Source organism: Cytobacillus firmus, assembly GCF_023657595.1.
In the GTDB taxonomy this organism is placed as follows: domain Bacteria; phylum Bacillota; class Bacilli; order Bacillales; family Cytobacillaceae; genus Cytobacillus; species Cytobacillus firmus_B.
Genome location: NZ_CP098323.1, coordinates 4,296,455 through 4,320,637 on the forward strand (window position 1 = coordinate 4,296,455; position 24,183 = coordinate 4,320,637).

Genomic DNA, 24,183 nt, shown 5'->3' on the forward strand with positions numbered 1-24,183 from the left:
CCTGTTAAGGAAGCATTTTTTTTTATAAAATTGACCCCTGCCTTTCTGCAGAGGCCTGTTTATTGAATTATATTCAAGAACTGGCTAGTGCGCACTTCTTTTGGACTGGAGAATATCAGTTCAGGTCTGCCGCGTTCCACAACAATACCGCCGTCCATGAAAATGACTTCATCTGCTGCTTCCCTCGCAAATCTCATCTCATGAGTAACGACCACCATTGTCATTCCTTCAGCGGCCAGATCCTTCATTACCTTCAGCACTTCCCCAACTAGTTCAGGGTCCAGTGCCGATGTAGGCTCATCAAATAGCATAACCTTTGGCTCCATTGCAAGAGCCCGTGCAATCCCTACCCGCTGCTGCTGGCCTCCTGAAAGCTGAAAAGGATAATAGGCAGTTTTATCCGCTAAACCAACTTTTCTTAAAAGCATTTCCCCCTTTTCCTTTGCCATTTCTTTTGATTCGCCTTTCACTGTAACCGGCCCCTCCATGACATTTTCGAGTGCAGTCATATGCGGAAATAAGTTATAGTTCTGAAAAACCATTCCCGTAAGGCGCCTGAAAGGAGGTATTTGCCTTTTCAAGACCTTCTTAGAAAAGTCGAGGACTTGATCGCCAATAGCAAGCAGGCCTGAAGTAGGCTGCTCCAGTAAATTTAAGCACCTAAGCAAGGTTGTTTTTCCGGAGCCGGATGGCCCAATCACTACAACCACTTTTCCTTTCTTCACTTCCAAATTAATTCCTTTCAGTACTTTCAGCTGATCAAATTGCTTATGCAAATCCTTAATATTAATCATTAATAGCCTTGCCTCTTTTCATGAAGAAATATATCGGTCCAGACGGCGTTCAAGCCTTCCCTGCACGATTGAGAGCATAAAGCAAATCACCCAATATATGAAGGCAGCCTGCGTATATAGAAGCAAAAATTCATAATTAGTTGCGGCTATTTCCTGTGCTCTTCGGAACATCTCTGTAACCAGAATCATGGAAGCCAGAGATGTATCTTTTACAAGACTGATGAATGAGTTGGATAACGGCGGTATCGATACTCTGGAAGCCTGTGGAAGGATAATCCTCTTAAGCGTCTGCGAATAAGACATGCCTATGGAATATCCCGCTTCCCATTGTCCTTTTGGGATCGAAAGGATGGCAGCCCGGATAATTTCAGAGGCATACGCCCCTGCATTCAGCGAAAATCCTATGATCGCTGAAGGGAAAGGATCTATAATGACACCAACCGTCGGAAGCCCGTAAAAAATGATGAACAGCTGCACAAGAAGCGGCGTGCCCCTTATGGCTGATACATAAATTCTGGCTATTGTCTCCAGTGCCTTATTTCCTGAAATACGGGCAAGTGCCGTAAATATTGCCAATGCCAGCCCGCATATAAATGAAATCAGAGTTAATGGGATGGTATAAATAATGGCACCCTCCAGCAATGGCTGGAATGAATTCTTGCCAATCTCTATAAGTCTTTCGATCCTTTCCGGGTTGGCAAAAATACTACTTAAGTACATCTTCGCCAAACCATTTTTCTGAAATTTTCAAATAAGTGCCATCCTCTATCATTTCGGTCAATGCTTTATTGACTTCATCAACCAATGTATCGCTTCCCTTTCTGAACATTAGTCCACTTTGGGATGCATCTTCGGATTCATCTGCGATTTTGACTGGAGCGTCAGGCTTATGTTTTTTAAAATCCAAAAAAGACAAATTATCGTTGAGTGTAACATCTGCACGCTTTGAATTAATCAGCTCAATCGCCTGGTTAAATCCGTCTACTCCTACAATTTCTGCTCCATAAGACTTTGCCAGATCAGCATAATTGCTTGTCATGGACTGTGCGGCTTTCAAACCCTCTATGTCTTCAAAACTTGAAACTGAACCATTGGATTCATGTGTAATCAAAACAGCTGCAGAAGAAATATAAGGATCCGAAAAATCGTATTTCTCCTGGCGATCAGGGCGAATCCCCACCTGGTTTGCGATCATATCAAATCGTTTTGAATCCAATCCGGCGAACATGGCATCCCATTGTGTTTCCAGAAATTCCGGCTTCACACCAAGCCTTTTGGCCACTTCCTTTGAGATGTCCACATCAAAACCGGTAAGTTCGCCTTTATCGTCATGGAACGTGAATGGCGGATAAGTGCCTTCCGTTCCTATTAACAGCTTTCCCTCATCCTGCACTTTTGCCCATAAATCCTGCCCCTCCTCTTCTGATGCAGTCTCATCCTGATTGTCCGGGTTTGCTTTATTCGTTCCGCACCCTGAAATGATTAAAACGAAACAGATTAGAACAGCACTAAAAAAAGTCTTTTTCATCTGTTTGCCTCCTGTTTAAGAAATGATTTTATTTTATCTTTTCCTAAAGTGCTTAGTTTATAGGAGGCCAAAGAAAAAAACCCTCTTTCTAATAGAAGGCTTTAGGAAACTAAGAATAAGATGGTTTTTTCAATGAGCATTTAGAAGCCTCTTCCGCCAGTTCAGGAGCATAGAAGCTGAGCTTTTTAATTAAATAGCAGGCTTCAGGGAAATGATGTTCGAGAAATCTCAGGGTTGTTTTATTGAGAATCCTTTTGCCGGCGTATTTCTGGACTATTCCCTTAATGTATTCATTCATTTCAATCACAGCCAGCCCTACATCCCGGGCCATTTCCTGCTGGCGCGGAAACCCTGGCTGCGTAAACCGGAGATATCCTTTCATATGTCGGTTCTGCACCATAAAACCCTGAAAAATCCGGGTATAAATTTCTGCCTGTTCATCTACAAATACCTCAATTGGATCGATTGAATTTCTCAGAAGAACGATGTGTCCCAGCTGATCCTCCAGCCACAAATCCAGCAATTCAAAAAGGGATTGCTGTGGCGGTGTGAGTCCTTTTGCATAATAGGACAGCAGACGCAAATATTCCTGATTTTCACTTAATGTGCCGTTAAAATAAGTTGGCGAAAGATTTAGATTGATTAAATTATTGATTCTCAGATTCTGAAGCTTTCCCTCAAATTGAAAATAGCCGTTTGCAATTGGCCATATCTCCAGGGCCAAGGCAATTGCCTCCTGAGAGGATGCCTGTATAGACGGAGATAACTGATTAAGCCTATTTCTAAGGTTACGGAAGGCTTGTCTGTATTCATCCGCTCTTTTTACATACTTGCTTTCTGTTGGAGAAAGATAGTCCCTGACAAAAATCGCATGGTCTTCAAGAATCTCCAGCCAAAAGGCATGCTCCTCCCATGGCGTCAATCCTATTTCATTCATTAAAGATCCCCCCATCCTTTTAAATGTATATGCCTTTTAAAAAGGAAAGATGAAGGCCGCTCCGGATAAAAAAGGAGTGATTTAGAAAAAATAAGGTAGCAATCAAAGAAAGGAGAATCGCCATGACAAAGAAGTTCAATAAAGGCAGCAATAATCAAAATTCACCAAGAGGGAATCAATCCCCGATCAGCGGTGATAACAGCAAAGGCAATAAGAGGAATAAAGATCAAAAGGATAAGACTGATTTGGATTAAGAAAAGCGCAAGGCGCCCGCCTACCTAGGAACGCAGACTAAAACCGCCACGTCCTGTGGCAACGTCTGCATGACCCGCATCCTCCCAAAAGCTGTCGCTTTTGGTCGTGCGATGTTTATGCTGACGAAGCCTTTCTTGTCCTGCGGGCCTCAAGCATAAGACAAGCCGGCTGAAAGGTTGTTCTTTAACCTTTAGGACGGATTGAAAGAAATGTTGAGGCGACTGCCCAGGGACGACCAGCATAAGACGTTCCCTGTAAGAAGGTGTTTTTTCCTTCTGGAAGGGAGCGGCTTATGACCTCGAGTCCCTAGGAGCCGAAACAAGACAAGCTTATGACCTCGAGCCGATGGCGCCTGGAGCTAGACAGTTATCGAAGTTCAAAGTTATACTTTTTAATCTTTTAAAAGAAAACCGGCTTCCTTATCGAAGCCGGTTTCTATTCGTCATCACCTGAAATTTTAATCGCTGGTGTGTTGTTATACAGATAGGTTGGAGCCATGTTTTGTTTCTCATTACGATGATTCATAGCTTCTTGCAATTTTAGATTTGCATCCTCTGTTTCTGTCTTGCTGTTAATTTGGGAGTGCACAGTCAGATCCTCCAGCTTTTCATTAAGCCTGATATTCGTTTCAGCAGTAGTATCATTCATTTAACTAATCCTCCTTTTGTTATAGTTTGTTATAAGTGGTTATTAAATATTTACCGCTTTCTGTTTCCATAAAATAAAACAAAAAGCATAAACCCATGGCCTATGCTTCTAAAAGTTCTTCATAACTGAGTTATCCGGAATTTTAAACGGGTCGTTTTTATCAATTCGATCATAAAACATTATTCCGTTCAGGTGGTCGATTTCATGCTGCATTATGATTGACGGAATCCCCTTAAACCGGTGTGTCACTTCCTCGCCATCAAGATTATGTGCTTTTACCTTAATGCGCTCATAACGGGGCACATACCCTTTTACGTCACGGTCTACAGACAGGCAGCCTTCACCCTCTGGAAGAAAAATAACACCGATAGAGTGGCTGATAATTTTCGGGTTAATTAAATAATGCTCCTGTGGCTCACCTTTTTCATTGGTAAAATAAGCAGTAAACATGCGCTTGTTCAGGCCAATTTGGTTGGCGGATAGCCCAATGCCCGGACGCAAACCATATTTTTTTGCAACAGCAGGGTCCTGGCTGTTTTTCAAATACTGCATCATCGCAATCAGCGTTCCGCGATCTTCTTCAGTCAAAGGCACTGTGACTTCTTTTGTTACTTCACGCAGGACTGGATCACCCTCACGTACAATATCCTTCATCGTAATGATTGTATCAGCATTAAATTTACTCATAAATAAACAATTCATCTACCTTTACATTTAGTGTTTTTAGATATTTTAAAAAGCAAGCTCCAATGTGGGATTGTATTTATTATTTCTATGCAGTTAATTGTCTGCCTGGCCACACTGCATTCTTGAGCGAGCCTTTTCTGAGTTATTCCGTATTTCCTTTATTTTATTTTTGATCCTGCCACCTTTTGGGCCGAAACTGATCTTATGGTAGCATTTCAGATGTCAGGATGTCTAATAGTTTAGACATTTCGCAGCTGCACACAAAATTTTTCCGCGAAAAATAGAAGATAACAGCGAAATTTTGATTCAATTTAACTTCTTTATCCGCAAAAAATGCAAAAATCCAGTGCAGATCCTCTCCACACTGGCTCCCTATTTGACTACGCCTCTGCTTCAACCAGAGTTTCATCTGGTTTTTTCTTTTTCAGCAGCAGCTTTAGCTCTCTTTTATATTTCCTCTTAGTAAGAATGTAAAGAAAATCTCCCTGCTCAATTTGGGTGTTGCCTGTTGGAGTAATTAACTCATCTTTACGAATAATTGCATTGACGAGTGCGCCTTCAGGAAATGGAATCTCCATCAGATTTTGACCGATAATGAATGCATCTTCTTCAATTTCAAATTCAATCATTTCAGCATCTGCTTTCCCAAGGGAGACCAATTCCAGGGAATGCATGGGAGTAACCTTTTCAGGCCCAGTCAGACCAAGCTTTTCAGCTAACAATGTAATTGTTGATCCCTGAATAAGAGCGCTGGTCAGGACAACGAAAAAGACAACATTGAAAATCTCGTGACTGCCTTCCACGCCGGATAGCAGCGGAAAAGTGGCCAGCACAATTGGCACAGCCCCTTTTAATCCTGCCCAAGATAAGAAGATCAATTCTTTCATCGAAAAGCCCATTTTAATGGTGGTTAGAAAAACAGCAGCAGGTCTGGCAACAAATATGAGAAGTGCTGAAAGAGCCAGGCCTTTTAGCAAAATGTCAGATTGGAAAAGTTCATTCGGAAAGACCAGAAGTCCTAAAATAACGAACATCGCAATTTGCATCATCCAGGCAAAGCCTTCCGTAAAACGGAAAACAGAGTGGCGATAAGCAATGTCTGCGTTCCCAATCATAATACCTGCCACATATACAGCAAGAAGGCCGCTGCCTCCCAGATAAGCTGTTATTCCATATGTCAGCATGGCAAAACCAGTTGCAAACACAGGATAAAGCCCGCTTGAATCCAAGTTAATTTTATTCAATGACCATATTGCGAACTTGCCAAACAAGAGACCCGCTATTGCTCCTACTCCCATTTGGATAAAGAAGGAACCAACAAGTGAGAAAATGCCCGAGCCGGGAGTCATGATCAGCTCAATCATGGCAACTGTCAGGAACACTGCCATGGGATCATTGGAGCCGGACTCGGCTTCAAGTGTGGCGGAAATCCTGGGCTTTATATTTTGCCCTTTTAATACAGCAAAAACGGCAGCTGCATCAGTTGAACCGACAATCGCACCAAATAGCACCGCGACAGGCCAATCAACACCGAGAATAAACTTTGCTGCCACAGCAACAAGTCCGGTAGTAATCACAACACCTAAGGTTGCCAATGATAAGGAGGGTACAATGACCGTCCGGGCTGTTTTCCAGTTCGTCTGCAGTCCACCTTCAAACAAAATAATGATAAAGGCCAAAACCCCAATCATCTGCGCAATTCTCGCATTATCAAAATAAATGAATTGCCCCAATCCCATTCCGACCGCGATAAACAGAACCAGAGCGGGTACGCCAAGCCGTGCAGAAAATTTAGTTGTCATAACACCAATAATAAAAAGAATAGCAGCCAGCAGGATAAGTGCATCTGTGTGCCAAATAAATTCAGCCAATACGATCACCTTCTTTATTCAGATTTAATCAAAGGATATAGGTTATAAACAATGTTCTATCATTATTGAGGTTTTCTTTTATTGCAACAGGAAAATGCCAGGAGAGATTATGACAGCAGCTCATTGCGGATCTTAGCATGGTGCAGAGCTTCTATTAGAAAGAAGTGACAGTGAGTCGCTGGCTTTGTTTCCAATAAGATTAACTTTTGCCGCTTCCACTGTCTTTATCGTTTTTTAATGTAACATAAATATATCATATCATATATTATGTTACATCGCACTTCATATGCATGCTTTTTCTAAAAAAAAAATCGGACTTGCCCTTAGGCAAATCCGCTAAATTTCTTTAGATAGATGGATCATCTCAGCTTCCATTTTAAACTCCTTATAACCGCAGCTTTTATAGAGGTTTACCGCACTATCCCAGGCAATATTTGTTTCCAGGACAACTTTTATGTAACCGGCTGCTTTAGCATGATCCTCCAGTTTCCGTACCATCATTCGGGCAATGCCCTGACCCCGGAATTCCTTTTTTACAGACATTCGCTGCAGCCTGCACAACCCATTGCCTTCATTGGTAATTGCACCCGTACACACCAGTTCAGTATCAATTAAACCAGCCAGAAAAAGAGCACCTTCAGCGCTGTATGTTTCTGTAAGACTGTTCAAATCAGGATTTAACGAATGGTCAATAAACCCGAAGCGTTCCTGGAATCCATTCAAAATTAATTCTTTTGCAGCAGTTTCGTGATCTATTGAGATCGGAGCAATCTTTATATGCGATTTAATCATTTTCACCTCAGCAGCAGTCAGCTTTTTATCGCATACCTCAGGCTTGCCGACATTTCCAATAACATTTTTGATTTTCATAGATTCTCCTGTTTTTTCCTTTTATAATAAGATATTAGCAGTGAAAAGAGAATTCTTTTTAGAGAGTTACTATAGGCAGAGCTCCCCTCTACAACTTCTGCTGCAGTGTATATATTCAAGTTTGCACATCTTTCGCCGGACAAAAAGCTATATATTATATTCCGTAAGACTCAGGTCTTAGCTGAAATTAAACCTGGGGCTCAATGTGCATGAATTGAGATTAGCATAAAATATAATTAAGAAATTATTGAGGGAAAGCAGGGGTTCATAGTGAAAAGGATCTTCACCATTTTTATCATTTTAGTCTGTTCCTATTTGCTCTTTACCGGCGTGGGCAGCTGGCTCAGCTTTGGAGGAAGCAATAATGAAGCTTCTCTCAGCAAGAGGACAAATACTATCAGTATAGATGTATCAAGCTCAGATACAGTCATTATTCCTGAAAAGAGAAATGATGTTAGAGCGGAGCTTGACGGTAAAGGCAAAGTGACCGTAAATAAGTCTGGAAACGAAATTCGTGTAGAGTATAAAAGAAAGTGGCTGGACGGCTTTCAGTTTTTCAACAGCAAAAGCAATCTGAAAATTTACATTCCTGAAGATTTCAATAAATCCATGTCCATTGACATCGGTTCCGGCCGTTTGAATTTCGCCGGTGAATCTGAGAGCAAGCCTTTCGAGCTTGAGAGCCTGGATGTTAATATGAGCTCGGGAAAAGTCAGCCTGGCCAATATTAAGACGAATGAATTTGAACATGAAGGCTCCTCGGGAATGATGGATGCAGATCACTTATTTGCCCGTTCAGGCGAAATAGATATGAGTTCAGGCAAAGTGAAGCTGCGCAACTACCAGGGCAAGCTTGATGCCGGGGTCTCATCTGGACAGCTCGATATAATGATCGGAAAACTGATTGACTCTATTAAGGTTGAAGCCAGTTCAGGCTTTGTCCGCCTTGACTTGCCTGATGATGCAGACTTCACCTTAAAAGGCAAAGCAAGCAGCGGCCATATCAGCAGCGATTTTAAATTGGATGATGAAAAGCGCGATAAAAATGATATTTCCGGCAAACATGGATCAGGACAACATGATATCCGCATCTCTGTATCCAGCGGGAAAGCCGAAGTTAATTAAGTCCGGGAAACCGGGCTTTTTTTGATGCAGAATGAGGATTAAGGCTCCACACTATAGGGAAATAGGCTTATACCAATTATTTTGACAAGCGAAATTTCATAAAGGAGTGTGAATCTTGAAGAGAGCTATTTTACTCACATTCATCCTGCTGGCAGGCTGTTCTTCACCATCCTGGATTACCGGCCAGCACAGTGAAACCGAATCCTCAGAACAAAGAGACGGAAAAGTATTAATTGATGCCCCTCATTATTCGCAAATGCCTGAGCTTGAAAGAGGATGTGAGGTAACCAGTCTCAGTATGCTCCTGAATCATGCTGGAAAAGAGACAGACAAAATGGAATTAGCGGACAAAATAAACCGTGTTCCTTTCGAAAAAGATGGCTATCGGGGAAATATTCATAAAGGCTTTGTTGGCAATATGCAAACATTGGATGAACCGGGACTCGGCGTATACCATGAGCCTGCTGCAGAACTGGCTGAAGGCTATATGCCCGGTAAAATTGAAGACCTGACAGGCAGCGGTGATAAAGTAATTAAACAGCTTGATGATGGCAGACCAGTCTGGGTGATCATCACCAGCACTTACGACGTATTGCCTGAATCGGAATGGGAAACCTGGGAAACAAAAGATGGCCCTGTCAAAATAACTTATAGAATGCATGCTGTATTAGTCACAGGCTATGATGAAGATCATATCTATGCAAATGACCCGCTTAAGGAGAAAAACACCCAATACCAAAGGGACAAGTTCATTGCCGGATGGGAACAGATGGGAAGACAGGCAATCACTTATGTGGATAAATAAAAGAGGCGAATGTTGGGGATAACTTTTTGTCTCAAACATGATCGCCTATGTGGATAACTCTATTGCCTCCATGAATTATCCACGCTGTGTGGATGAAACGGGCAAAAAACAACTCTAATTGTGGATACTTCTGAAAAATTCAAAAAATCAATGAATTAGTTATTCACATTTTGAAACAGCGGTAAGTCAATTTGTGGATTACAAATTCTCAACTTAATCCGAAAGCTTCAGCCAGCAATGTGTATGAATTCAGCTTGCCCTGAAAATCATGAATATTGGTGATGATCATAAACTCATCTGTTGCGTAGATTTCGCTGAGCAGCTGCAATTCCTCTTTTATTTTTCGAGGAGTACCAACCAGCATTCTTTTGCGGTTTTCAGCTATTTTCTTCTTTTCCGCATGTGTGAGCTGGATACTTTCAGATTCTGTGCTTGGGATTAATCTCGTATCTCTCCCTTTTTCAACTGCCAGAAGCCACATATCCTGGCTCAATGCCAGCTTTTCAGCCTCTTCCTGTGTCTCAGCGCATACAATAAAAATACACACATTTGCTTTCGGTTCAGCCAAAGCTGCTGAAGGCTGGAATTGACTGAAATATGTATCCATTGCTCTCTTTCCATTGGCAGGATTGATAAAGTGCCCATACGTAAAAGAAGCTCCCACTTCCGCAGCCAGCCTTGCTCCGCGATGTGTGATTCCAAGAAGCCACAATAGTGCAGGGTCTTCAGCCTCCGGAAAAGCTTTGACTTGCTGATAAGGATGTCCTTATGGAAGCTCCTTGTTCAAAAACCCCTGCAAATCCCTAAGCTGTCTCGGAAATTCATTCAAACTTTTCCTTACGCCATCTGTCAGGGCAAGCCGGGTGGATGCGGATCCTCCGGGGGACCTCCCAACGCCCAAATCGATTCTTCCTGGAAATAATGTCTGGAGAACATTAAAGTTTTCGGCAATTTTATAAGGACTGTATTGCGGCAAAAGAACTCCGCCCGAACCAACCCTGATTTTACTCGTGCTTGATGCAATATGTGAGATAAGAATTTCCGGTGAGGAGCCAGCCATTCCATTCGAATTATGATGCTCAGCCACCCAAAAACGAGTGTAGCCAAGCTGTTCTGCCATTTGAGCTAGATTGACTGTTTTACGAAAAGTTTCAGCGGCAGTATCCCCTTTCGCCACGACTGATTGATCCAATACACTGAGCTTCACTAGATCTCCCCCTTTCATTGCAGTGATCTTATCATAATGCCTGCAGCTTCCTCAAACGTGCCACCTGCGCAAGCGGTTTATTAGGAAATTCACCTCCTTTCTGGTAGTATATGAATGATTTTTTAGAGGAGGAAAAACAATGCATACATTAAAAGGCAAAACAGCTCTCATCACGGGAGCAGGCAGAGGAATCGGCCGTGCAGCAGCCATAGCGCTCGCAAAAGAAGGCGTCCATATTGGTTTGCTTGGCCGCACGATTGAAAATCTGGAAAAAATGGCGGATGAACTTAGCCAGTACGATGTGAATGTATCTGCTGCTGCAGCCGATGTTGCCGACCTTGAAGCTGTTACTCATGCAGTCGAGCATATTAAGTCAGACCTTGGCTCTGTGGATATCCTGATTAACAATGCCGGAATCGCCAAGTTTGGAGGATTTCTGGAGCTTTCTCCCGCTGAGTGGGAAAGCATCATCAAAGTCAACTTAATGGGTGTTTATAATGTTACAAGAGCCGTTCTCCCTGAAATGATTGAACAGAAGTCCGGAGACATTATCAACATTGCATCCACAGCAGGCCAGAAAGGTGCGCCTGTCACCAGTGCATACAGCGCATCCAAATTTGCCGTTTTAGGCTTAACAGAGTCCCTGATGCTTGAGGTTAGAAAACACAATATCCGAGTTAGCGCGTTAACGCCAAGCACGGTTGCCACTGACCTTGCGATTGAAACAAACCTGACAGACGGCAACCCTGAAAAAGTCATGCAGCCGGAAGATCTGGCAGAATTCATGGTCGCACAGCTGAAATTGAACCCTCGGGTGTTTGTTAAAACAGCCGGCATGTGGTCGACAAATCCATAAGATTTAGCTGAAAGCCCCAATGCTGATAATTGGGGCTTTATGCTTCTGCTTAAATTTAACCATCAAAAAAAGACTGCCATAAAGGCAGTCTCAACTTAATTAATTTGCACTTCTTTTAAACGGCCACCAGTTTGCCTGGCCGAAGTTTTTGACCATGACCGGTATAAATAGCGGAAGCACGACCAGTGCGTAAAGCATTAATCCGATCAGAACGATGGACGCGATCTGCAATAGCGACAGCATTCCGGACGGCATCATGGCCGCGAATGTTCCGCCTAGGATTACAGCAGCTGAAATAATAACAGTGCCCATCTTTTTCATGGATAACAGCATTGCATCTGCGATTGAAAGGTCACGATATTCATTAAAGCGGTCCATTAAGAAAATGCTGTAGTCGACGCCAAGTGCAACGAGAATAACGAAAGCAAAGAATGGAACTGCCCAGCTGATGCCTGTATATCCAAGCAGATTTACAAAAATCGCTTCGTTCATTGCCATACTTGTATAGTAGGTCAGAATCAATGAACCAATTAAATAGATTGGCATGATGATAGACCTGAAAAGGAACACAAGGATGATGGAAATGCCAAGCAGCATCAATACGACTGTACGGGAATAATCCTGATCAGACATTGTGCTTAAATCAGCATTGGTACTTGTAATCCCGCCTACTGCGACAACCGCATTTTCAAGCTTAGTCCCCTGTGTCGCTCTTTCCACAGCTTCCTTAATTTCATCTACCTGGTTAATGGCTTCATTAGAATAAGGATTTGCTTCAAGCACAACATCCATTGTCATAACTTTACGGTCCTCAGACAAATAGACATCAAACACCTGGGCAAATTCTTCATCCTCCAAAACCTCAGGCGGCAGATAGAAACCATCCATATTATCCGAGTTTGAAAGACCTGCCAGGTAGTCCTGTGCAGAACCGAGTCCTTCAGATACCTGCTCAAGCCCATCTGCACTCTGGCCAAGGCCATCTGTCAGCTGACTGATTTGTCCGCCAAGATCGCCAAATCCGGCAAGAAGCTGTTCCTGCCCTCCATTGATTCCGGCTAAACCATTTGTCAGCTTTGGAAAATTATTAACGATTTGTCCCTGACCGTCTGCAAGCTGATTGAGTCCTGCCTGCTGGGCTTCGATTCCTTTAATAAGCTGCTGGAGCCCTGAAGTTAATTCCTTTTGGCCGGATATGGCGGTTCCGAAGTTTTTATTTGCCTCCGCCAAGCCGTTTTGCAGCTGTGTTAACCCCCTATTAGCAGCATTGATACCTTCTGAAACTTTTGGAAGCTGCTGCTGAAGGCCAGCTACTTGACCTTTAATTGCTTGGTATTGCGGGTCTTGGGCCAACTCAGGGTCCTTGGTTTCAACATAGCCAAACAGTGCTTCATTTGCCTGTCTGATGCCATCCGACAACTGATTTAAGTTCGTCTGGATTTCTTTATAGCCCGCCATTAAGGAAGGAATGGCCTCTTCTCCTGACTGATACCCAACTAGCAGCTGCTGATATCCAGCGAGAAGCTCTTCGGCACCGGCCTTGGATTTTTCCAGTCCCTCTTTAATTTGATCTGAACCTGCAGATCCCTGACGAATACCATCTTCGATTTTTGCCAGGTTTGTCTGAATTTCACCAAGACCCGACTTGATTTCATTAGTGCCGGAAATCAAGTCATTGATTCCTTTTGTGGCATTCTGCAGCTCAGGTTCTGATTTGGACAGTTCGCTGCTTGCTTCATTCAAGCCATCTGAAATTTTGTTCAGTCCATCTTTTCCTTCCCCAAGCCCTTCTTCAAGCGTTTCAGCTTGTTTGGCAACAAAGAAGTCTTCGATCGGCTCTCCAGTTGGTCTTGTAACAGAACGGACTGTATCCACCAGATCTACTTTTTCAACCTCCCGGCTAATTTTTTCAGCCAGGCCTACATATTCTGCTGAATCCATTTCCTCATCGTTTTTCAAGACGATCTGCGTCGGCATGGATTCTCCCGGTCCAAAGCTGTCAGCTATGGCATTAAACGCCTTAATGGAATTAACATCCCCGCCGATTTCCTCAAGGGAGTTGTAGGAAAGGTCTCCGTCATACGTCACCAGGAATGGCACACAAACAGCTGCCACGATAAGCAATGCCAGGAATGGACGCGCCAGCGAGAATCGGCCGGCCGTACCCCATAGCTTGCTTTCACCATGCTCGGCACTCTTTTTCGAAGGCCAGAAAATTTTCTGTCCCAGCACCGCCATAAAGAATGGCACAATCGTAAATAAAGCAATTAAGAGGATCGCTACACCAATGGCCACAGCTGCTGCTGACTGGTAAAGAATAAACTGCGAGAAGCCAATTGCAGCAAAGCCAATCATAACAGCCAGGCCGCTGAAAAATACTGTGCGCCCCGCATTGCGGTATGTTGCCACAATGGCGTCCGCTGTGCTTTCATTATAGGAAAGCTCTTCTTTAAAACGGCTAAGCAGCAGGATACAATAGTCTGTTCCAATCCCAAACAGAATCGCTACAAGGAAAATTTGGGTATAGTTTGAAATCGGAAAATCCAGCTTATCTACTAAAAATGCCACAATGGATTGTGAAGCAAGATAAGTGAATCCCACTGTCAGGAGCGGAATAATTGGCGCAACCACTGATCGGAATACCAGCAGCAAAACGACCAGAATAAAGACGACTGTGATCCCTTCCGTCTTTTTCAGTCCTTCCTGCGAACTGTTCATGAGATCTTCATTGATCAGCCATTCACTCGTATAATAATGATCTACCTCAGCATCATCAATAGCTGAATAAAGCTCTTCACTTAGCTCTGCTGGCTCACGATCGTTCCAGATTACATTGACAGAAGCAAGAATCGACTTGCCATCCTCTGAAACAAGCTGTTCTTTTAAGCTTTCTTCATTAAAATGTGTAAGAATTTCAGTAATTCCCATTTCTGAACTTTTGTCTTCAAGCGTCCGGATAGCTTTCTCCGCTTCTTTGATTTCTTCTCCTGTAAGCTTTTTATCATTATGAAAAACAAGTGCGACCTGGGTCTCATCCCCGCCGCCTTCCTGTTTCTGCACTTGTTGCATGATATCCCCGGCAAGTGTGGATGAATACTCTTCAGGAACAGTAATCTGCCCTTTATCACGGACAAGATCAGCCATGTTTGGCGCTGCCATAAATAAGCCGGCAGCCACTGCGATCCAGACGGCAATGACGAGCCATTTTCTTTTAATAATTGAATACACTTTTTAATCCCCCGCTTTGTTTTCTGATAAAGTGAAACCTCAATCAGGGGGTACTTTTCCCCCGCAGATTGTTAGTCTTCCGCCATATTCTTCGATTGCCAGGAGTCTAGAGGCGGCAGTCTTACTGACCGTTAGACTGCGATAATACTTTATCCAATTTCTCAAAGGTTTCAATGAACTGCTGAATTTCAGCCTGATCAAATCTGTTTATCAGTGACTCTACAAGATTATGAATCTTTTCTTCTGCTTTGACGTACAGCTCATTCCCTTTTTCCGTAAGTGTCAGATAGACTACCCTGCGATCATTTTCATCACGTGTCCGCTGAATCAGACCCTTTTCCCACATGCGCGTAATCATGGCTGTGATCGCACTCTTTTTTACATCAAACACTTCCGCAAGCTCTGACGAAGTACAAGAGCCTGCCTGATTTATGTACCTCAGAGTAAAATGCTGATCATTGGTCAGATCGCTGCCAATCTGATTTTTTACAAGTGACGCAGCCTTTTTCTCAACAGAAAAAGAAACGGCAATATACCGGTCGACCAAATCCTTAATGTCTGGCACACTCACTTATATATTCACCTCACAGTGTGATTATTCTATCATTTAACTGTTCAACTGTTTAACTATTAACGTAGTTAACTTTAATATAGGGAAGGATTGTTGTCAATTAAACTTTATCAACAGGAATAAAATAAAGTTTACCTTTCTTATTTCCTTCACTTACTTTGCAAGTTTGCTGAAGAATCCGCTTTGCCGTATCACTGGATATGCTGCCTAAAAAATCTCTGGCTTCTTTATTGGTTATAGAGGTTTTAATCAGCAGAGCATAATCCTTTAATGCTTGATTATGTGCATCCTGAGAAACATGGCTGCATCTTAAACACTTCCAGTTACCGTGAACCCTGTTCATAGGAAACGATAAACAGCCTGGACATTGGACACCCTTTATCAAATCAGTTTTCTGTAGTGCATATCTTTGAAAAATATCCATTTCTACTGGAGTATGGTCAGCTATCAGACGGGAATATAATTTCTTGACCTGTCTCGGGGTTAGGAAAGGGGATGTGAACTTTTTATCATAGAATCTCATGTTGCTGATGATATCCGAAGAGGGGATTACAAAATTAGGGGTTATTTTATCGCGGGGATCAAATTTGATTACGGTGCGTTCATTTGCGATAACAACCAGGGGTACTATCGGAAGTGCGGGGAAACCATACCGTTCCAGCCAATCCCTTAAATGCTCTGTCTGCCGTTTCACCTGTGCCACCGGGTCGGCAAAGCCTTCCTCCTTGCCTTCAATGGTACGGATTATTTGTTTAAATAAGGAATTGAAGAAGATAGAACCTGATATATTTTTCACTTCGAGAATGGATATAAAAAAAGGGGTTAGGAGGAGGACATCGATTTGAAAGAAATGCTTGCCATTCAAAAGCCTTAAATCATTGAATATTAAATAATCCTTGCCGGGGAGGCAGCTTAAAGGATATTCAAGGAATTTTTCACCTAAATATCCTGCCTTCTGTTTGGCATAATCTGATTTTATCAAAGAGTATTTTGGATGAACTTCCGGCAATCTTTTCAATAATGCCTCCAATTTTAGCAAAGTAATTGGTTTTGTCCTGGGTTTTGCAATCAATTTATCACTCCTCTATTTATTTTACAGAAAGAATTCGACTCTTCGGCATGATTTCCTTCCATTTGAAAGATTAGGTTTGAATTTATCAGCAAAATTTTAACAATATCGGCGAAAAAAAGATAATATCAGCGAAATCGGAGGTTTTATGAGCGAAACTAAAAACAGCCCCCAATTCTGAGGACTGCGGCATCAAAACCAACAACAATTACATTCTCCATGCCAGCGGCAGCCAAAAAGACCCCATCTCTGGAGCCTTGTCCCTTAAAATTCGATTTTAATCTTTTCTGCATCTTCAATCTTGTTCTCACCACTAAACACGTCGCTAGTGGTTATTTCAATACTATTCAGTTCCGATTTTTCAATGATAAAGCCAACATTGCCGGCTTTGGTTTCGTTAGGCCCAATTTCTTCGTTAAGCCCATCAAGATACATATCTTTTTCCCAGGTTATTTGCTCACCTTCGCTTGTTTCAAGGAAGGCTGCCGGGGCAAAATTCACTTTTTGATCAGAGTTGTTCTTTATTTCTACAAAAACCTTAACAAAGTCGAATTCCTCGTCATGGGTCAAGGTGTGAAAATAGTCAACCAGACTGTAGTCAGGCTTCAGATGCATCACTTTGGCATCAGTTATTTTCATTTCGATTGGGCCAATCTTATAGTTTCCGTCCACAGTTTTTGCTTTTTTTAAAGTGATTTCACCTTTTTCATCTATGTGAGTCTTCCCTTCTTTCCACAGCTGCCGATCGTCCGGAACTTGAGGGTTTGGGGCATAATTTTTCACCGGTTCGTTTTCCGCCGGAACTTCTGCTTTAACCTCTGCAGGCTGTTCCGGGGCACTTGAGCAGCCGAACAGGACAGTGGATAAGAGCGTAATCACTGTGATTATTTTTATCATGATGATCCCCCTTCAGTTATTGTAAAAAAGTTCCCGCTGCATCCGAAAGCAGCGGGAGATAAACATTTATTTATCTTCAATCTTTACTTTAGACTTTAATATCTCAAAGATCAGTTTAGCCTGGTCAGTATTCTCTATTTGCCCTGCAAATCGGTCGCTGGCTGGGCCAAATGCATACACAGGCACATCTTCACCTGTATGGCCGCCTGTTGTCCAGCCCGTATGGGAGCGCTGGTTGAAAATTTCTTCAATGGCATTATCGATGTCAGCTGCCTTTTTTGTTTCAGCAGCTTTTTTAACAGATTGAATTTCTGCTTCTTTTAAATCAAGATCAATATATTCCTTTAGCGTTTCTTCCACACCGGCTCCATTGGCAATTTCCTGAGCCATGAAATCTGGTGTCCGCTTCGCTGCTTTAATTGGCTCGCTGAACCAGTTATAGTTGCCATCTGAACCGATGGAATAGCCGCCAGTTGAATGGTCAGCAGTTGCCACCACAAGGGTGTGCTTGTCCTTCTTCGCAAACTCGATCGCTGCTTTGAATGCTTTCTCGAAGTCTTCCATTTCACTCATTGCGCTAACGATGTCATTATCATGGCCAGCCCAGTCTACCTGACTTCCTTCTACCATCAGGAAGAAGCCGTCTTTATCTTTGTTCAAACGCTCGATTGCAGAAGCAGTCATATCCTTCAGTGAAGGTGTGTCTTCTGTGCGGTCAATCATTTTGGGCATGCCGCGTTCTGCAAACAGACCAAGGACTTGTTCATTTTTATCCGCCAATAATTCTGTGCGGTTTGGTACATAGCTGTATCCGTCTTTCTTGAATTCCTCCGCGATGTTTCTGTCTTTGCGGACAAGTAAATCAGTTCCCCCGCCAAGAAGAACATCTACTTTGTGCTTGCCATTGATAAGCTCATCATAATAATCATCGGCAATGGCATTCATATTCTGCCGGCTTTCGTCATGCGACCCGAATGAGGCAGGAGTGGCATGAGTAATTTCTGATGTAGCTACAAGACCAGTCGCTTTTCCTTGCTCTTTCGCTGCTTCCAAAACTGTTTTTACCTCAGAACCGTCATTATCAACAGCAATTGCATTGTTATATGTTTTTATTCCTGCAGACATGGCTGTGGCTGCCGATGCAGAGTCTGTAACATTTTGTTCGGGATCTTCCGGATAAGTCATTTGCTGGCCGACCAAATATTTATCTAACTCAGTACGTTCAACAAATTTTGTGCCGGGATCGTCTTTTAAATATCGGTATGCAGACGTGTAGGATACGCCCATTCCGTCGCCGATAAGGAAAATAACATTTTTGATCTTTCTATCATCTGATTTGCTCTTTGCTTCTGTTTGCTGTACTGAACCCATTAGTCCGCCAAACGCAACTGCAGAAGCAGCAAGGATTGGAAGTGTTCTTTTTGTGAATTTCTTGAATTTCATTCTATTAACCTCCCTTTATTATCTTACACGCAGTAGTATAGAACCCTAATGTAAATGAGAGATTAATAGAATGTAAAAATGAACTAACACTTATGTAAAGATGCTTTTTTTGCTTCCCCCAATATTTTTATGTAAAATTCATACAAAGACGATAGTCGAAGGAGAGAATTCAATGAAAGTATTAGCTTTGCTGGGCAGTACAAGAGAAAACGGGAACTCGGAGTATTTGGCAAATAAGATTGTGGAAGGGACTGATCACACCCTGGTAAAACTAGCAGACCTGAATATCAAACCGATTGTGGATCAGAGGCATGCGGATGGCGGCTTTACGCCGGTCGATGACGACTATGAAGAGTTAGTGCATCAGATGCTGACACATGATGTTTTCGTATTCGCCACCCCTTTATACTGGTATGGCATGAGCGGTCCGATGAAGGATTTCTTTGATCGCTGGTCACAGTACCTAAGGGATGAACGCTTTAATCTGAAAGAAGAGCTGGCAAAGAAGAAAGCTTACGTTGTCATTACCGGAGGCAGCAGCGCGAAAGTAAAAGGACTCCCTCTTGTTCAGCAATTTCAATACATTTTTGATTTTGTCGGGATGGAATTTGCGGACTATATCATTGGGAGCGGAGTAAAGCCGGAAGAAGTGAAAGAAGATTCTTTTGCATTAGCTAAGGCCGAACAATGGAATAAAATATTCTCAAAATAAAAAAGGCGGACTCCAGGTTCCGCCTTTTTATATACTACGACTCCTGTCTCACCCTGGAATCTTTTTTCAGCTGATTTTCGCCTTCAGGATCTAAGTATAGCTTCCTGCTAGGCATAGCAACATAAACACGCTCATTTTCAAGGATGTCCATGATCTCAAAATTGATTTCTTCCTTTATTTTAAGGAATTCTCCCCAGTTTGTTGTTTTAGTGAAGAAATAAAGGAAGATATCGAGCCCATTTTCTTTGTAGTCGTCAAAGGTAACAAGAATGGTTTCCGGATGTATATCCGGATGATTTTTTAACAGATACTCGATCTGCCCTACCACATTCGCCATTTGATCTTTAGTCGTATCATGGGTAACACGCAGTCTAAAGCTGATCTGTCTTTTTCCCATCTTGCTCCAGTTGGTAATGGATTCATTTGCTAAAGTTGCATTAGGAACAGTAACAAGCGCCTGGGCGAATGTTCTTACTCTCGTGCTTCGGAAAGAAATATCTTCTACGGTTCCCTCGACACTTGGCGTCATTATCCAATCACCAATCGTGAACGGCTTTTCTGTAATAATGACGAAGCCGCCTAACAAATTGCCCAGTACGTCCTTAGCGGCAAAAGCAATGGCAACTCCGCCTAACCCGAGTCCCGCCACAAAACCGTTCACATCATAGTTAAATTCTTGAGCAACAATGCTGATGCTAATTGCCACAAGCACGAATCTCAATGCCTTAGAAATGAAAGGAATGAGAATATCATCAATTTCCAGATCGTACTTAACCTTTAGGCTTGTGAAAAGGGCTGAAGATGCCGATGCCATATTGTACAAGCCCCATGTGAGCATGATGATAACAGACGCTCTAATAATATCCAGGAACAGTGAATTATGCTGATTCAGATAAGGAAAATAACCAACAGAAAAATAGATTCCTATAATAATGAACAAACACTGAATCGGCTTTTGAAATGAAACAAATACGTGAGAAAAAAAGTCATTTGGGGCTTTTCTGCTAAGCCTTAATAATAGTGTAAATACATATTTGGCAAAAAGCTTCCGGAAAAAGAGAAACAGCAGGAAAATTCCAATCGATATTCCCAAGTCCACTAATATATCTTCTTTCATGTAAGTTTCCCAGAACATATGATTAACCTCCTTGATGCTATTTGTTATCATAACATAATTCTGCAAGACAGGTTATCATACGAAATTCCCTAAAATACGTATTGGAAAAAACCTTTCTTCATCAGAGTAGCACTCCCAGTTCAATACCCAGAAAAGCAAATAGAATACCGCCTCCATAGCTCAATACATTATAAAGAATAAACTCCTTTTTCCTTTTATCCATGTGGAGCTGTATGGCTTCCAGCTTAAATGTAGAAAAAGTGGTGAATGCCCCCATAAATCCTGTGCCAAGCAGCATAAAAAGGCTGCCTTCTATTCCTGAGCCCACCATGATTCCAAGAAAAAGTGAACCAATTAAGTTAATAACAAGCGTGGCAGCAGGGAAACCCGACACAAACCTTTTACTAACGAACTGACTGACCCAAAGCCGGGAAATCGCTCCAAAGAAACCGCCTATCCCCACCATTAATACAAATAACGTACTCATCCGGCGTCTTCTCCTTTCCTGACCTGAAACCCCAATCGGCTCATCCATAATCCGCCAAAAATGCTGGCTGCGATATACAAAACGGCCAAAGCTGTTTTTCCATCGAGAAAGAGTGCTGCCGTTTCAACGCTTAAAGTTGAAAAAGTGGTAAAGGATCCCACAAAACCAGTTCCGAGTGCTGTTTTTATATGAGCCGGCAAAGAAAAACGAACCATCAGGCCCGTCGTCAGCCAAGCCAGGAGAAAACTTCCCAGAAGATTAACCGTCAAAGTGGCGAAAGGAAAAACTGCACTTTCCTGAAAAAGAAAAACACCCATGCTGTAACGTAATGCGGCACCTAAAAACCCCGCTGCGCCAACCAGTATATAAACCATCCAGAACCCTCCATTTCACTTAGTTTACCCAAAACAAAAAGACTCCTGCCAGTTACCACATAACTGACAGGAGTCATTAGCCAAAAGGCGGTTAAAGGTGAACTCCATCACCTAATAAGACAAATCTTTACTAACACTATAAAACATATTAACAAGGATTAAAAGACCTTTATCCCTAATTCAGTAAGAATTCCCCTTTTTTATAAACAGCGTAGAAAGCAGCAGACCATATAACAGATGGCCTAGAAGCCAGAAAAATAGGGCAGGTAAAGATGTAAGTTCAGGGGTTCGATCAGATAATCCAGTCGTCGGATAAAGCAGAAATCCTATGGAAAAGGTGATGAATAATGTACGGACGATGATTTGGGTCCTGTTCCAGCAGTATTTTTTTATTATTAATAATAAGCTGATTGCCACTATAACTGAAATGATCAGATGAAATCCAAATTCGACTAATTCGGGAAAATGATAGTTTTTTAAAATCGGAAAGTAATCCACATTTAATAGCAATGTGTACACTTTTATACCTGTGAATATCTCAATTATTTTCAGAAATAAACCCAGAAAAGTTCCAGACAGCAGTCCCGTAAAAGTGCCCCGTATCCAATGTTTCCTCATTTGTTCCTATCCTTCCTATTGATCTGAGGATAATCAAGCTATTTATGATTTTCGTGAATCCTGCCTTTATTAGACTCACTTTTGGATTGTTTAATAAAGTCCTGTATTTCCTCAATTGTTAACCCCAGCTGTTTGGCTGTCAATATGAGCTCTACCCATTCTTTATCAATTTTCCCCTCACAGGTTTCCATTCCTTTTTCCACTCTCCCGTAAAGATTCTGTTCCCCTCAGAAGTCTTCATTGAGTGCTGCTTTTATTAATCATTCCATAAAGGAATAAATGGACAATTTCTTTTGCTAAATCTTCTGGAGTCTTTATCCCTTTAAATAATTTGGTTAATGTCAGGCGTTCAATAATCCCTGTCAGACTCTCTGCGACAATTCCCATATCAACATCTTCCCTGAAGTATCCTGCCTGCTGTTCTGACAAGAGGTTGGCTTCAATTTGACCAGCAAGTATCTCCTTAAATTCGTCGGCATCCGAAGCCATAAAAAAACCGATGCGGGTCAAATTCTTATTTTCCCTAAAAAATGAAAAGATAGCAGTCAGACCTGAGGTTATTCGTTCAGGCAATGATGACAAATCAACACCTGTTTCTACGCGGCTCCTGGAAGTAAGCTCAGAAATCCGTCTGCGAAACAGGTCGGTAAGCTCCTGGAAAATGGCATCTTTGCTTTCAAAGTAAAGGTAAAAAGAAGGCTGTGTCAAACCTGCCCTTTTCACAATATCGCTGATTTTTGTATGAAAATAGCCTTTCTGCGCAAATTCCTCCGCGGCAACTTCAAGAAGCAATGCGCGGCTCTGCTCCCCGCTGGCCCCTATTTTCCGTCCTCTGTGCCCCATAAATAACAGCTCCGTCTGCATTATATTACTCACAAGTATTATCTACTGCCACTATTGGGAAAGTCAACCAATTATCTGAATTTTTTATTAATAAACAGGAAAAGTTATGTTATACTCAAAAAGGGAACGTACATTCTTATTTTACACTGTGGGATGGGAAATGGAAAGTTACCGGAAGTAAAATTGAAAAGAAAATAGAAAACATTAATTGAGGAAGAATGTTAAAAAAGACAATAAAAAACCACCAAATATGTATTTGGTGGAGACGGAGGGAGTCGAACCCTCGTCCAGAAATATCGGCACTTAAGCTTCTACGAGTGTAGTCGATATATTCGCGATTCGCTGGTCCTTATGCCTATCGACGGGCGTCCGGCCAGCTAGCCTGGTTGTTCTCTTCCTTCATCCTCAGGCGGTGGAATCCGGCGTAGCCCACTAAGAGTGAGTCCGCTACCCTACCACATGGGCGATGGAGGGGCGAACCGCTAAAGGCCTATTAGGCAGCTAAAGCGAAGTTGTTTTGAGTTTTGCCAGTTATTGGCTTTGACGTTTTAACGAGGCCGATCCCCTCGACTCGCAACCTAAGCTCGAACTATCCCTGTCGAATCCGTAGCGTCCCCATTATAATAGGTCTGCGCCGAATCTTATTCAGCACGCTGACGTTCGGATAAGCTCGAAATAGATGAGCTAAAGTTTGTGTCACTCGCTGTGACAATTACTATTATAGCACACTGAACAAATTTTTCAATTGTAAGGTTCTGGATTTACATTTTCTGCCTTTCGCGGAAAGCACGCTCAACCTCACGCTTGGCTTCTTTCTTCTTCAGATCCTCACGCTTGTCATATTTCTTTTTACCCCTCGCCAGGCCAATTAAAACTTTTGCATAACCATTCTTGAGGTACATTTTTAATGGAACGATCGAGTAGCCGACTTCCTTAGACTCACCAATCAGCTTGCTGATTTCTTTTCTGTGCAGGAGAAGCTTTCTGGTCCTTAGCGGATCGTGATTGTAACGGTTTCCCTGCTCATAAGGACTGACATGCATGCCGAAAAGATAGATTTCATTGTTTTGAATTCTTGCATATGAGTCCTTCAGATTCACCTTGCCCGCTCGGATCGATTTAATCTCCGTCCCCTGCAGAACAATTCCCGCTTCATATGTTTCTTCTATAGCATAGTCATGATAGGCCTTTTTATTTTGCGCAACCATTTTGCCAGTTCCTTTTGGCATGTTGAATCCCCC

General features: G+C 42.4%; 25 protein-coding genes, 1 other RNA gene, 1 pseudogene and 1 riboswitch. Of the genes and pseudogenes, 5 read left to right on the forward strand and 22 right to left on the reverse strand.

Translation table 11 applies throughout. The features are described from left to right. Positions 1-59: 59 nt before the first annotated feature. The 4 genes from NAF01_RS21725 to NAF01_RS21740 all read right to left on the reverse strand — a co-directional run bounded on the left by NAF01_RS21725 (position 60) and on the right by NAF01_RS21740 (position 3,259). On the reverse strand, positions 60-794 hold the full coding sequence (locus tag NAF01_RS21725) for an amino acid ABC transporter ATP-binding protein (protein WP_250801107.1): 735 nt from the start codon (positions 792-794) through the stop codon (positions 60-62). Between the two features lie 18 nt (positions 795-812). Beyond that, complete coding sequence (locus tag NAF01_RS21730) at positions 813-1,514, reverse strand: amino acid ABC transporter permease (protein ID WP_048008439.1); 702 nt, start codon at positions 1,512-1,514, stop codon at positions 813-815. Then, positions 1,501-2,322 (reverse strand): amino acid ABC transporter substrate-binding protein, encoded by an 822-nt coding sequence (locus NAF01_RS21735; protein ID WP_197218539.1) that lies wholly within the window; start codon positions 2,320-2,322, stop codon positions 1,501-1,503. The genes NAF01_RS21730 and NAF01_RS21735 overlap by 14 nt, the downstream gene beginning before the upstream one ends. A gap of 109 nt (positions 2,323-2,431) precedes the next feature. Beyond that, positions 2,432-3,259 carry a DUF2935 domain-containing protein gene (locus tag NAF01_RS21740; RefSeq protein WP_197218537.1) on the reverse strand — a complete coding sequence of 276 codons (828 nt, stop codon included), beginning with the start codon at positions 3,257-3,259 and terminating at the stop codon, positions 2,432-2,434. 122 nt (positions 3,260-3,381) lie between these two features. Here NAF01_RS21740 and NAF01_RS25020 point away from each other — a divergent pair, with 122 nt between their 5' ends. Further along, complete coding sequence (locus NAF01_RS25020; protein WP_258751946.1) at positions 3,382-3,513, forward strand: hypothetical protein; 132 nt, start codon at positions 3,382-3,384, stop codon at positions 3,511-3,513. Between the two features lie 436 nt (positions 3,514-3,949). On the opposite strand, the gene NAF01_RS21745 is transcribed toward NAF01_RS25020, so the two are convergent. The 4 genes from NAF01_RS21745 to NAF01_RS21765 form a co-directional block, all read right to left on the reverse strand. Beyond that, positions 3,950-4,162: a hypothetical protein gene (locus NAF01_RS21745; RefSeq protein ID WP_250801108.1), complete on the reverse strand. Its 213-nt coding sequence runs from the start codon at positions 4,160-4,162 to the stop codon at positions 3,950-3,952. Between the two features lie 108 nt (positions 4,163-4,270). Continuing rightward, positions 4,271-4,849 (reverse strand): peptide deformylase, encoded by a 579-nt coding sequence (gene def, locus NAF01_RS21750; RefSeq protein ID WP_250801109.1) that lies wholly within the window; start codon positions 4,847-4,849, stop codon positions 4,271-4,273. A gap of 380 nt (positions 4,850-5,229) precedes the next feature. Beyond that, complete coding sequence (locus tag NAF01_RS21760) at positions 5,230-6,720, reverse strand: potassium/proton antiporter (RefSeq protein ID WP_250801110.1); 1,491 nt, start codon at positions 6,718-6,720, stop codon at positions 5,230-5,232. A gap of 336 nt (positions 6,721-7,056) precedes the next feature. Then, positions 7,057-7,590: a GNAT family N-acetyltransferase gene (locus NAF01_RS21765; RefSeq protein WP_250801111.1), complete on the reverse strand. Its 534-nt coding sequence runs from the start codon at positions 7,588-7,590 to the stop codon at positions 7,057-7,059. A 270-nt stretch (positions 7,591-7,860) separates the two neighbouring features. Between NAF01_RS21765 and liaG the strand changes: the two genes are divergently transcribed. After that, positions 7,861-8,715: a LiaG family protein gene (gene liaG, locus NAF01_RS21770; protein ID WP_226618488.1), complete on the forward strand. Its 855-nt coding sequence runs from the start codon at positions 7,861-7,863 to the stop codon at positions 8,713-8,715. Positions 8,716-8,830: 115 nt separating this feature from the next. Further along, positions 8,831-9,520, forward strand: coding sequence for a C39 family peptidase (locus NAF01_RS21775; protein ID WP_250801112.1), 690 nt, complete (start codon positions 8,831-8,833; stop codon positions 9,518-9,520). A 208-nt stretch (positions 9,521-9,728) separates the two neighbouring features. Here NAF01_RS21775 and NAF01_RS21780 read toward each other — a convergent pair. Further along, positions 9,729-10,727, reverse strand: a pseudogene (locus NAF01_RS21780) (LLM class flavin-dependent oxidoreductase). A gap of 139 nt (positions 10,728-10,866) precedes the next feature. On the opposite strand from NAF01_RS21780, the gene NAF01_RS21785 reads away from it, so the two are divergent. Continuing rightward, on the forward strand, positions 10,867-11,583 hold the full coding sequence (locus NAF01_RS21785) for a 3-ketoacyl-ACP reductase (RefSeq protein WP_048008430.1): 717 nt from the start codon (positions 10,867-10,869) through the stop codon (positions 11,581-11,583). A gap of 99 nt (positions 11,584-11,682) precedes the next feature. Here NAF01_RS21785 and NAF01_RS21790 read toward each other — a convergent pair whose 3' ends face one another. The 5 genes from NAF01_RS21790 to NAF01_RS21810 form a co-directional block, all read right to left on the reverse strand. Further along, entirely contained in the window at positions 11,683-14,811 is a 3,129-nt protein-coding gene (locus tag NAF01_RS21790) for an MMPL family transporter (protein WP_250801114.1), read from the reverse strand. A 121-nt stretch (positions 14,812-14,932) separates the two neighbouring features. Beyond that, positions 14,933-15,382 (reverse strand): MarR family winged helix-turn-helix transcriptional regulator, encoded by a 450-nt coding sequence (locus NAF01_RS21795; RefSeq protein WP_048008428.1) that lies wholly within the window; start codon positions 15,380-15,382, stop codon positions 14,933-14,935. A gap of 100 nt (positions 15,383-15,482) precedes the next feature. Continuing rightward, complete coding sequence (locus tag NAF01_RS21800) at positions 15,483-16,400, reverse strand: nuclease-related domain-containing protein (RefSeq protein WP_250801115.1); 918 nt, start codon at positions 16,398-16,400, stop codon at positions 15,483-15,485. 315 nt (positions 16,401-16,715) lie between these two features. Further along, the gene (locus NAF01_RS21805; protein WP_250801116.1) at positions 16,716-17,348 is read right to left on the reverse strand and encodes a DUF4352 domain-containing protein; all 633 of its coding nucleotides are present in this window, start codon (positions 17,346-17,348) and stop codon (positions 16,716-16,718) included. A gap of 66 nt (positions 17,349-17,414) precedes the next feature. Then, positions 17,415-18,791, reverse strand: a complete 1,377-nt coding sequence (locus NAF01_RS21810; RefSeq protein WP_250801117.1) for an alkaline phosphatase — start codon at positions 18,789-18,791, stop codon at positions 17,415-17,417. A 172-nt stretch (positions 18,792-18,963) separates the two neighbouring features. Between NAF01_RS21810 and NAF01_RS21815 the strand changes: the two genes are divergently transcribed. Continuing rightward, positions 18,964-19,503, forward strand: a complete 540-nt coding sequence (locus NAF01_RS21815; protein WP_197247009.1) for a flavodoxin family protein — start codon at positions 18,964-18,966, stop codon at positions 19,501-19,503. Between the two features lie 34 nt (positions 19,504-19,537). Here the strand turns inward: NAF01_RS21815 and NAF01_RS21820 are convergent, their stop codons facing one another. The 8 genes from NAF01_RS21820 to smpB form a co-directional block, all read right to left on the reverse strand. Beyond that, positions 19,538-20,638: a mechanosensitive ion channel family protein gene (locus NAF01_RS21820; protein ID WP_197218507.1), complete on the reverse strand. Its 1,101-nt coding sequence runs from the start codon at positions 20,636-20,638 to the stop codon at positions 19,538-19,540. 103 nt (positions 20,639-20,741) lie between these two features. Then, positions 20,742-21,107, reverse strand: a complete 366-nt coding sequence (gene crcB / locus NAF01_RS21825; protein ID WP_226618496.1) for a fluoride efflux transporter CrcB — start codon at positions 21,105-21,107, stop codon at positions 20,742-20,744. Beyond that, positions 21,104-21,481, reverse strand: coding sequence for a CrcB family protein (locus tag NAF01_RS21830; protein WP_197218503.1), 378 nt, complete (start codon positions 21,479-21,481; stop codon positions 21,104-21,106). The genes crcB and NAF01_RS21830 overlap by 4 nt, the downstream gene beginning before the upstream one ends. Positions 21,482-21,541: 60 nt before the next feature. After that, a riboswitch (Fluoride riboswitch) is annotated at positions 21,542-21,602 on the reverse strand. Positions 21,603-21,661: 59 nt separating this feature from the next. Continuing rightward, positions 21,662-22,099 carry a hypothetical protein gene (locus NAF01_RS21835; RefSeq protein ID WP_226618497.1) on the reverse strand — a complete coding sequence of 146 codons (438 nt, stop codon included), beginning with the start codon at positions 22,097-22,099 and terminating at the stop codon, positions 21,662-21,664. A gap of 38 nt (positions 22,100-22,137) precedes the next feature. Then, the gene (locus NAF01_RS21840; RefSeq protein WP_319003791.1) at positions 22,138-22,302 is read right to left on the reverse strand and encodes an anti-repressor SinI family protein; all 165 of its coding nucleotides are present in this window, start codon (positions 22,300-22,302) and stop codon (positions 22,138-22,140) included. A 34-nt stretch (positions 22,303-22,336) separates the two neighbouring features. Further along, on the reverse strand, positions 22,337-22,963 hold the full coding sequence (locus NAF01_RS21845; protein WP_250801119.1) for a TetR/AcrR family transcriptional regulator: 627 nt from the start codon (positions 22,961-22,963) through the stop codon (positions 22,337-22,339). Positions 22,964-23,199: 236 nt separating this feature from the next. Continuing rightward, positions 23,200-23,559, reverse strand: a transfer-messenger RNA (tmRNA) gene (ssrA, locus tag NAF01_RS21850). Between the two features lie 144 nt (positions 23,560-23,703). Next, positions 23,704-24,171 (reverse strand): SsrA-binding protein SmpB, encoded by a 468-nt coding sequence (gene smpB, locus NAF01_RS21855; RefSeq protein ID WP_009331807.1) that lies wholly within the window; start codon positions 24,169-24,171, stop codon positions 23,704-23,706. Positions 24,172-24,183: the final 12 nt, after the last annotated feature.

What these genes read in the sequence shown, in the direction of transcription:
- NAF01_RS21725 (WP_250801107.1), bottom strand. Translation starts at nt 794, where the DNA reads ATGATTAATATTAAGGATTTGCATAAGCAATTTGATCAGCTGAAAGTA.
- NAF01_RS21730 (WP_048008439.1), bottom strand. Translation starts at nt 1,514, where the DNA reads ATGTACTTAAGTAGTATTTTTGCCAACCCGGAAAGGATCGAAAGACTT.
- NAF01_RS21735 (WP_197218539.1), bottom strand. Translation starts at nt 2,322, where the DNA reads ATGAAAAAGACTTTTTTTAGTGCTGTTCTAATCTGTTTCGTTTTAATC.
- NAF01_RS21740 (WP_197218537.1), bottom strand. Translation starts at nt 3,259, where the DNA reads ATGAATGAAATAGGATTGACGCCATGGGAGGAGCATGCCTTTTGGCTG.
- NAF01_RS25020 (WP_258751946.1), top strand. Translation starts at nt 3,382, where the DNA reads ATGACAAAGAAGTTCAATAAAGGCAGCAATAATCAAAATTCACCAAGA.
- NAF01_RS21745 (WP_250801108.1), bottom strand. Translation starts at nt 4,162, where the DNA reads ATGAATGATACTACTGCTGAAACGAATATCAGGCTTAATGAAAAGCTG.
- def (WP_250801109.1), bottom strand. Translation starts at nt 4,849, where the DNA reads ATGAGTAAATTTAATGCTGATACAATCATTACGATGAAGGATATTGTA.
- NAF01_RS21765 (WP_250801111.1), bottom strand. Translation starts at nt 7,590, where the DNA reads ATGAAAATCAAAAATGTTATTGGAAATGTCGGCAAGCCTGAGGTATGC.
- NAF01_RS21785 (WP_048008430.1), top strand. Translation starts at nt 10,867, where the DNA reads ATGCATACATTAAAAGGCAAAACAGCTCTCATCACGGGAGCAGGCAGA.
- NAF01_RS21805 (WP_250801116.1), bottom strand. Translation starts at nt 17,348, where the DNA reads ATGATAAAAATAATCACAGTGATTACGCTCTTATCCACTGTCCTGTTC.
- NAF01_RS21810 (WP_250801117.1), bottom strand. Translation starts at nt 18,791, where the DNA reads ATGAAATTCAAGAAATTCACAAAAAGAACACTTCCAATCCTTGCTGCT.
- NAF01_RS21815 (WP_197247009.1), top strand. Translation starts at nt 18,964, where the DNA reads ATGAAAGTATTAGCTTTGCTGGGCAGTACAAGAGAAAACGGGAACTCG.
- NAF01_RS21820 (WP_197218507.1), bottom strand. Translation starts at nt 20,638, where the DNA reads ATGTTCTGGGAAACTTACATGAAAGAAGATATATTAGTGGACTTGGGA.
- crcB (WP_226618496.1), bottom strand. Translation starts at nt 21,107, where the DNA reads ATGAGTACGTTATTTGTATTAATGGTGGGGATAGGCGGTTTCTTTGGA.
- NAF01_RS21830 (WP_197218503.1), bottom strand. Translation starts at nt 21,481, where the DNA reads ATGGTTTATATACTGGTTGGCGCAGCGGGGTTTTTAGGTGCCGCATTA.
- NAF01_RS21835 (WP_226618497.1), bottom strand. Translation starts at nt 22,099, where the DNA reads ATGAGGAAACATTGGATACGGGGCACTTTTACGGGACTGCTGTCTGGA.
- NAF01_RS21845 (WP_250801119.1), bottom strand. Translation starts at nt 22,963, where the DNA reads ATGCAGACGGAGCTGTTATTTATGGGGCACAGAGGACGGAAAATAGGG.
- smpB (WP_009331807.1), bottom strand. Translation starts at nt 24,171, where the DNA reads ATGCCAAAAGGAACTGGCAAAATGGTTGCGCAAAATAAAAAGGCCTAT.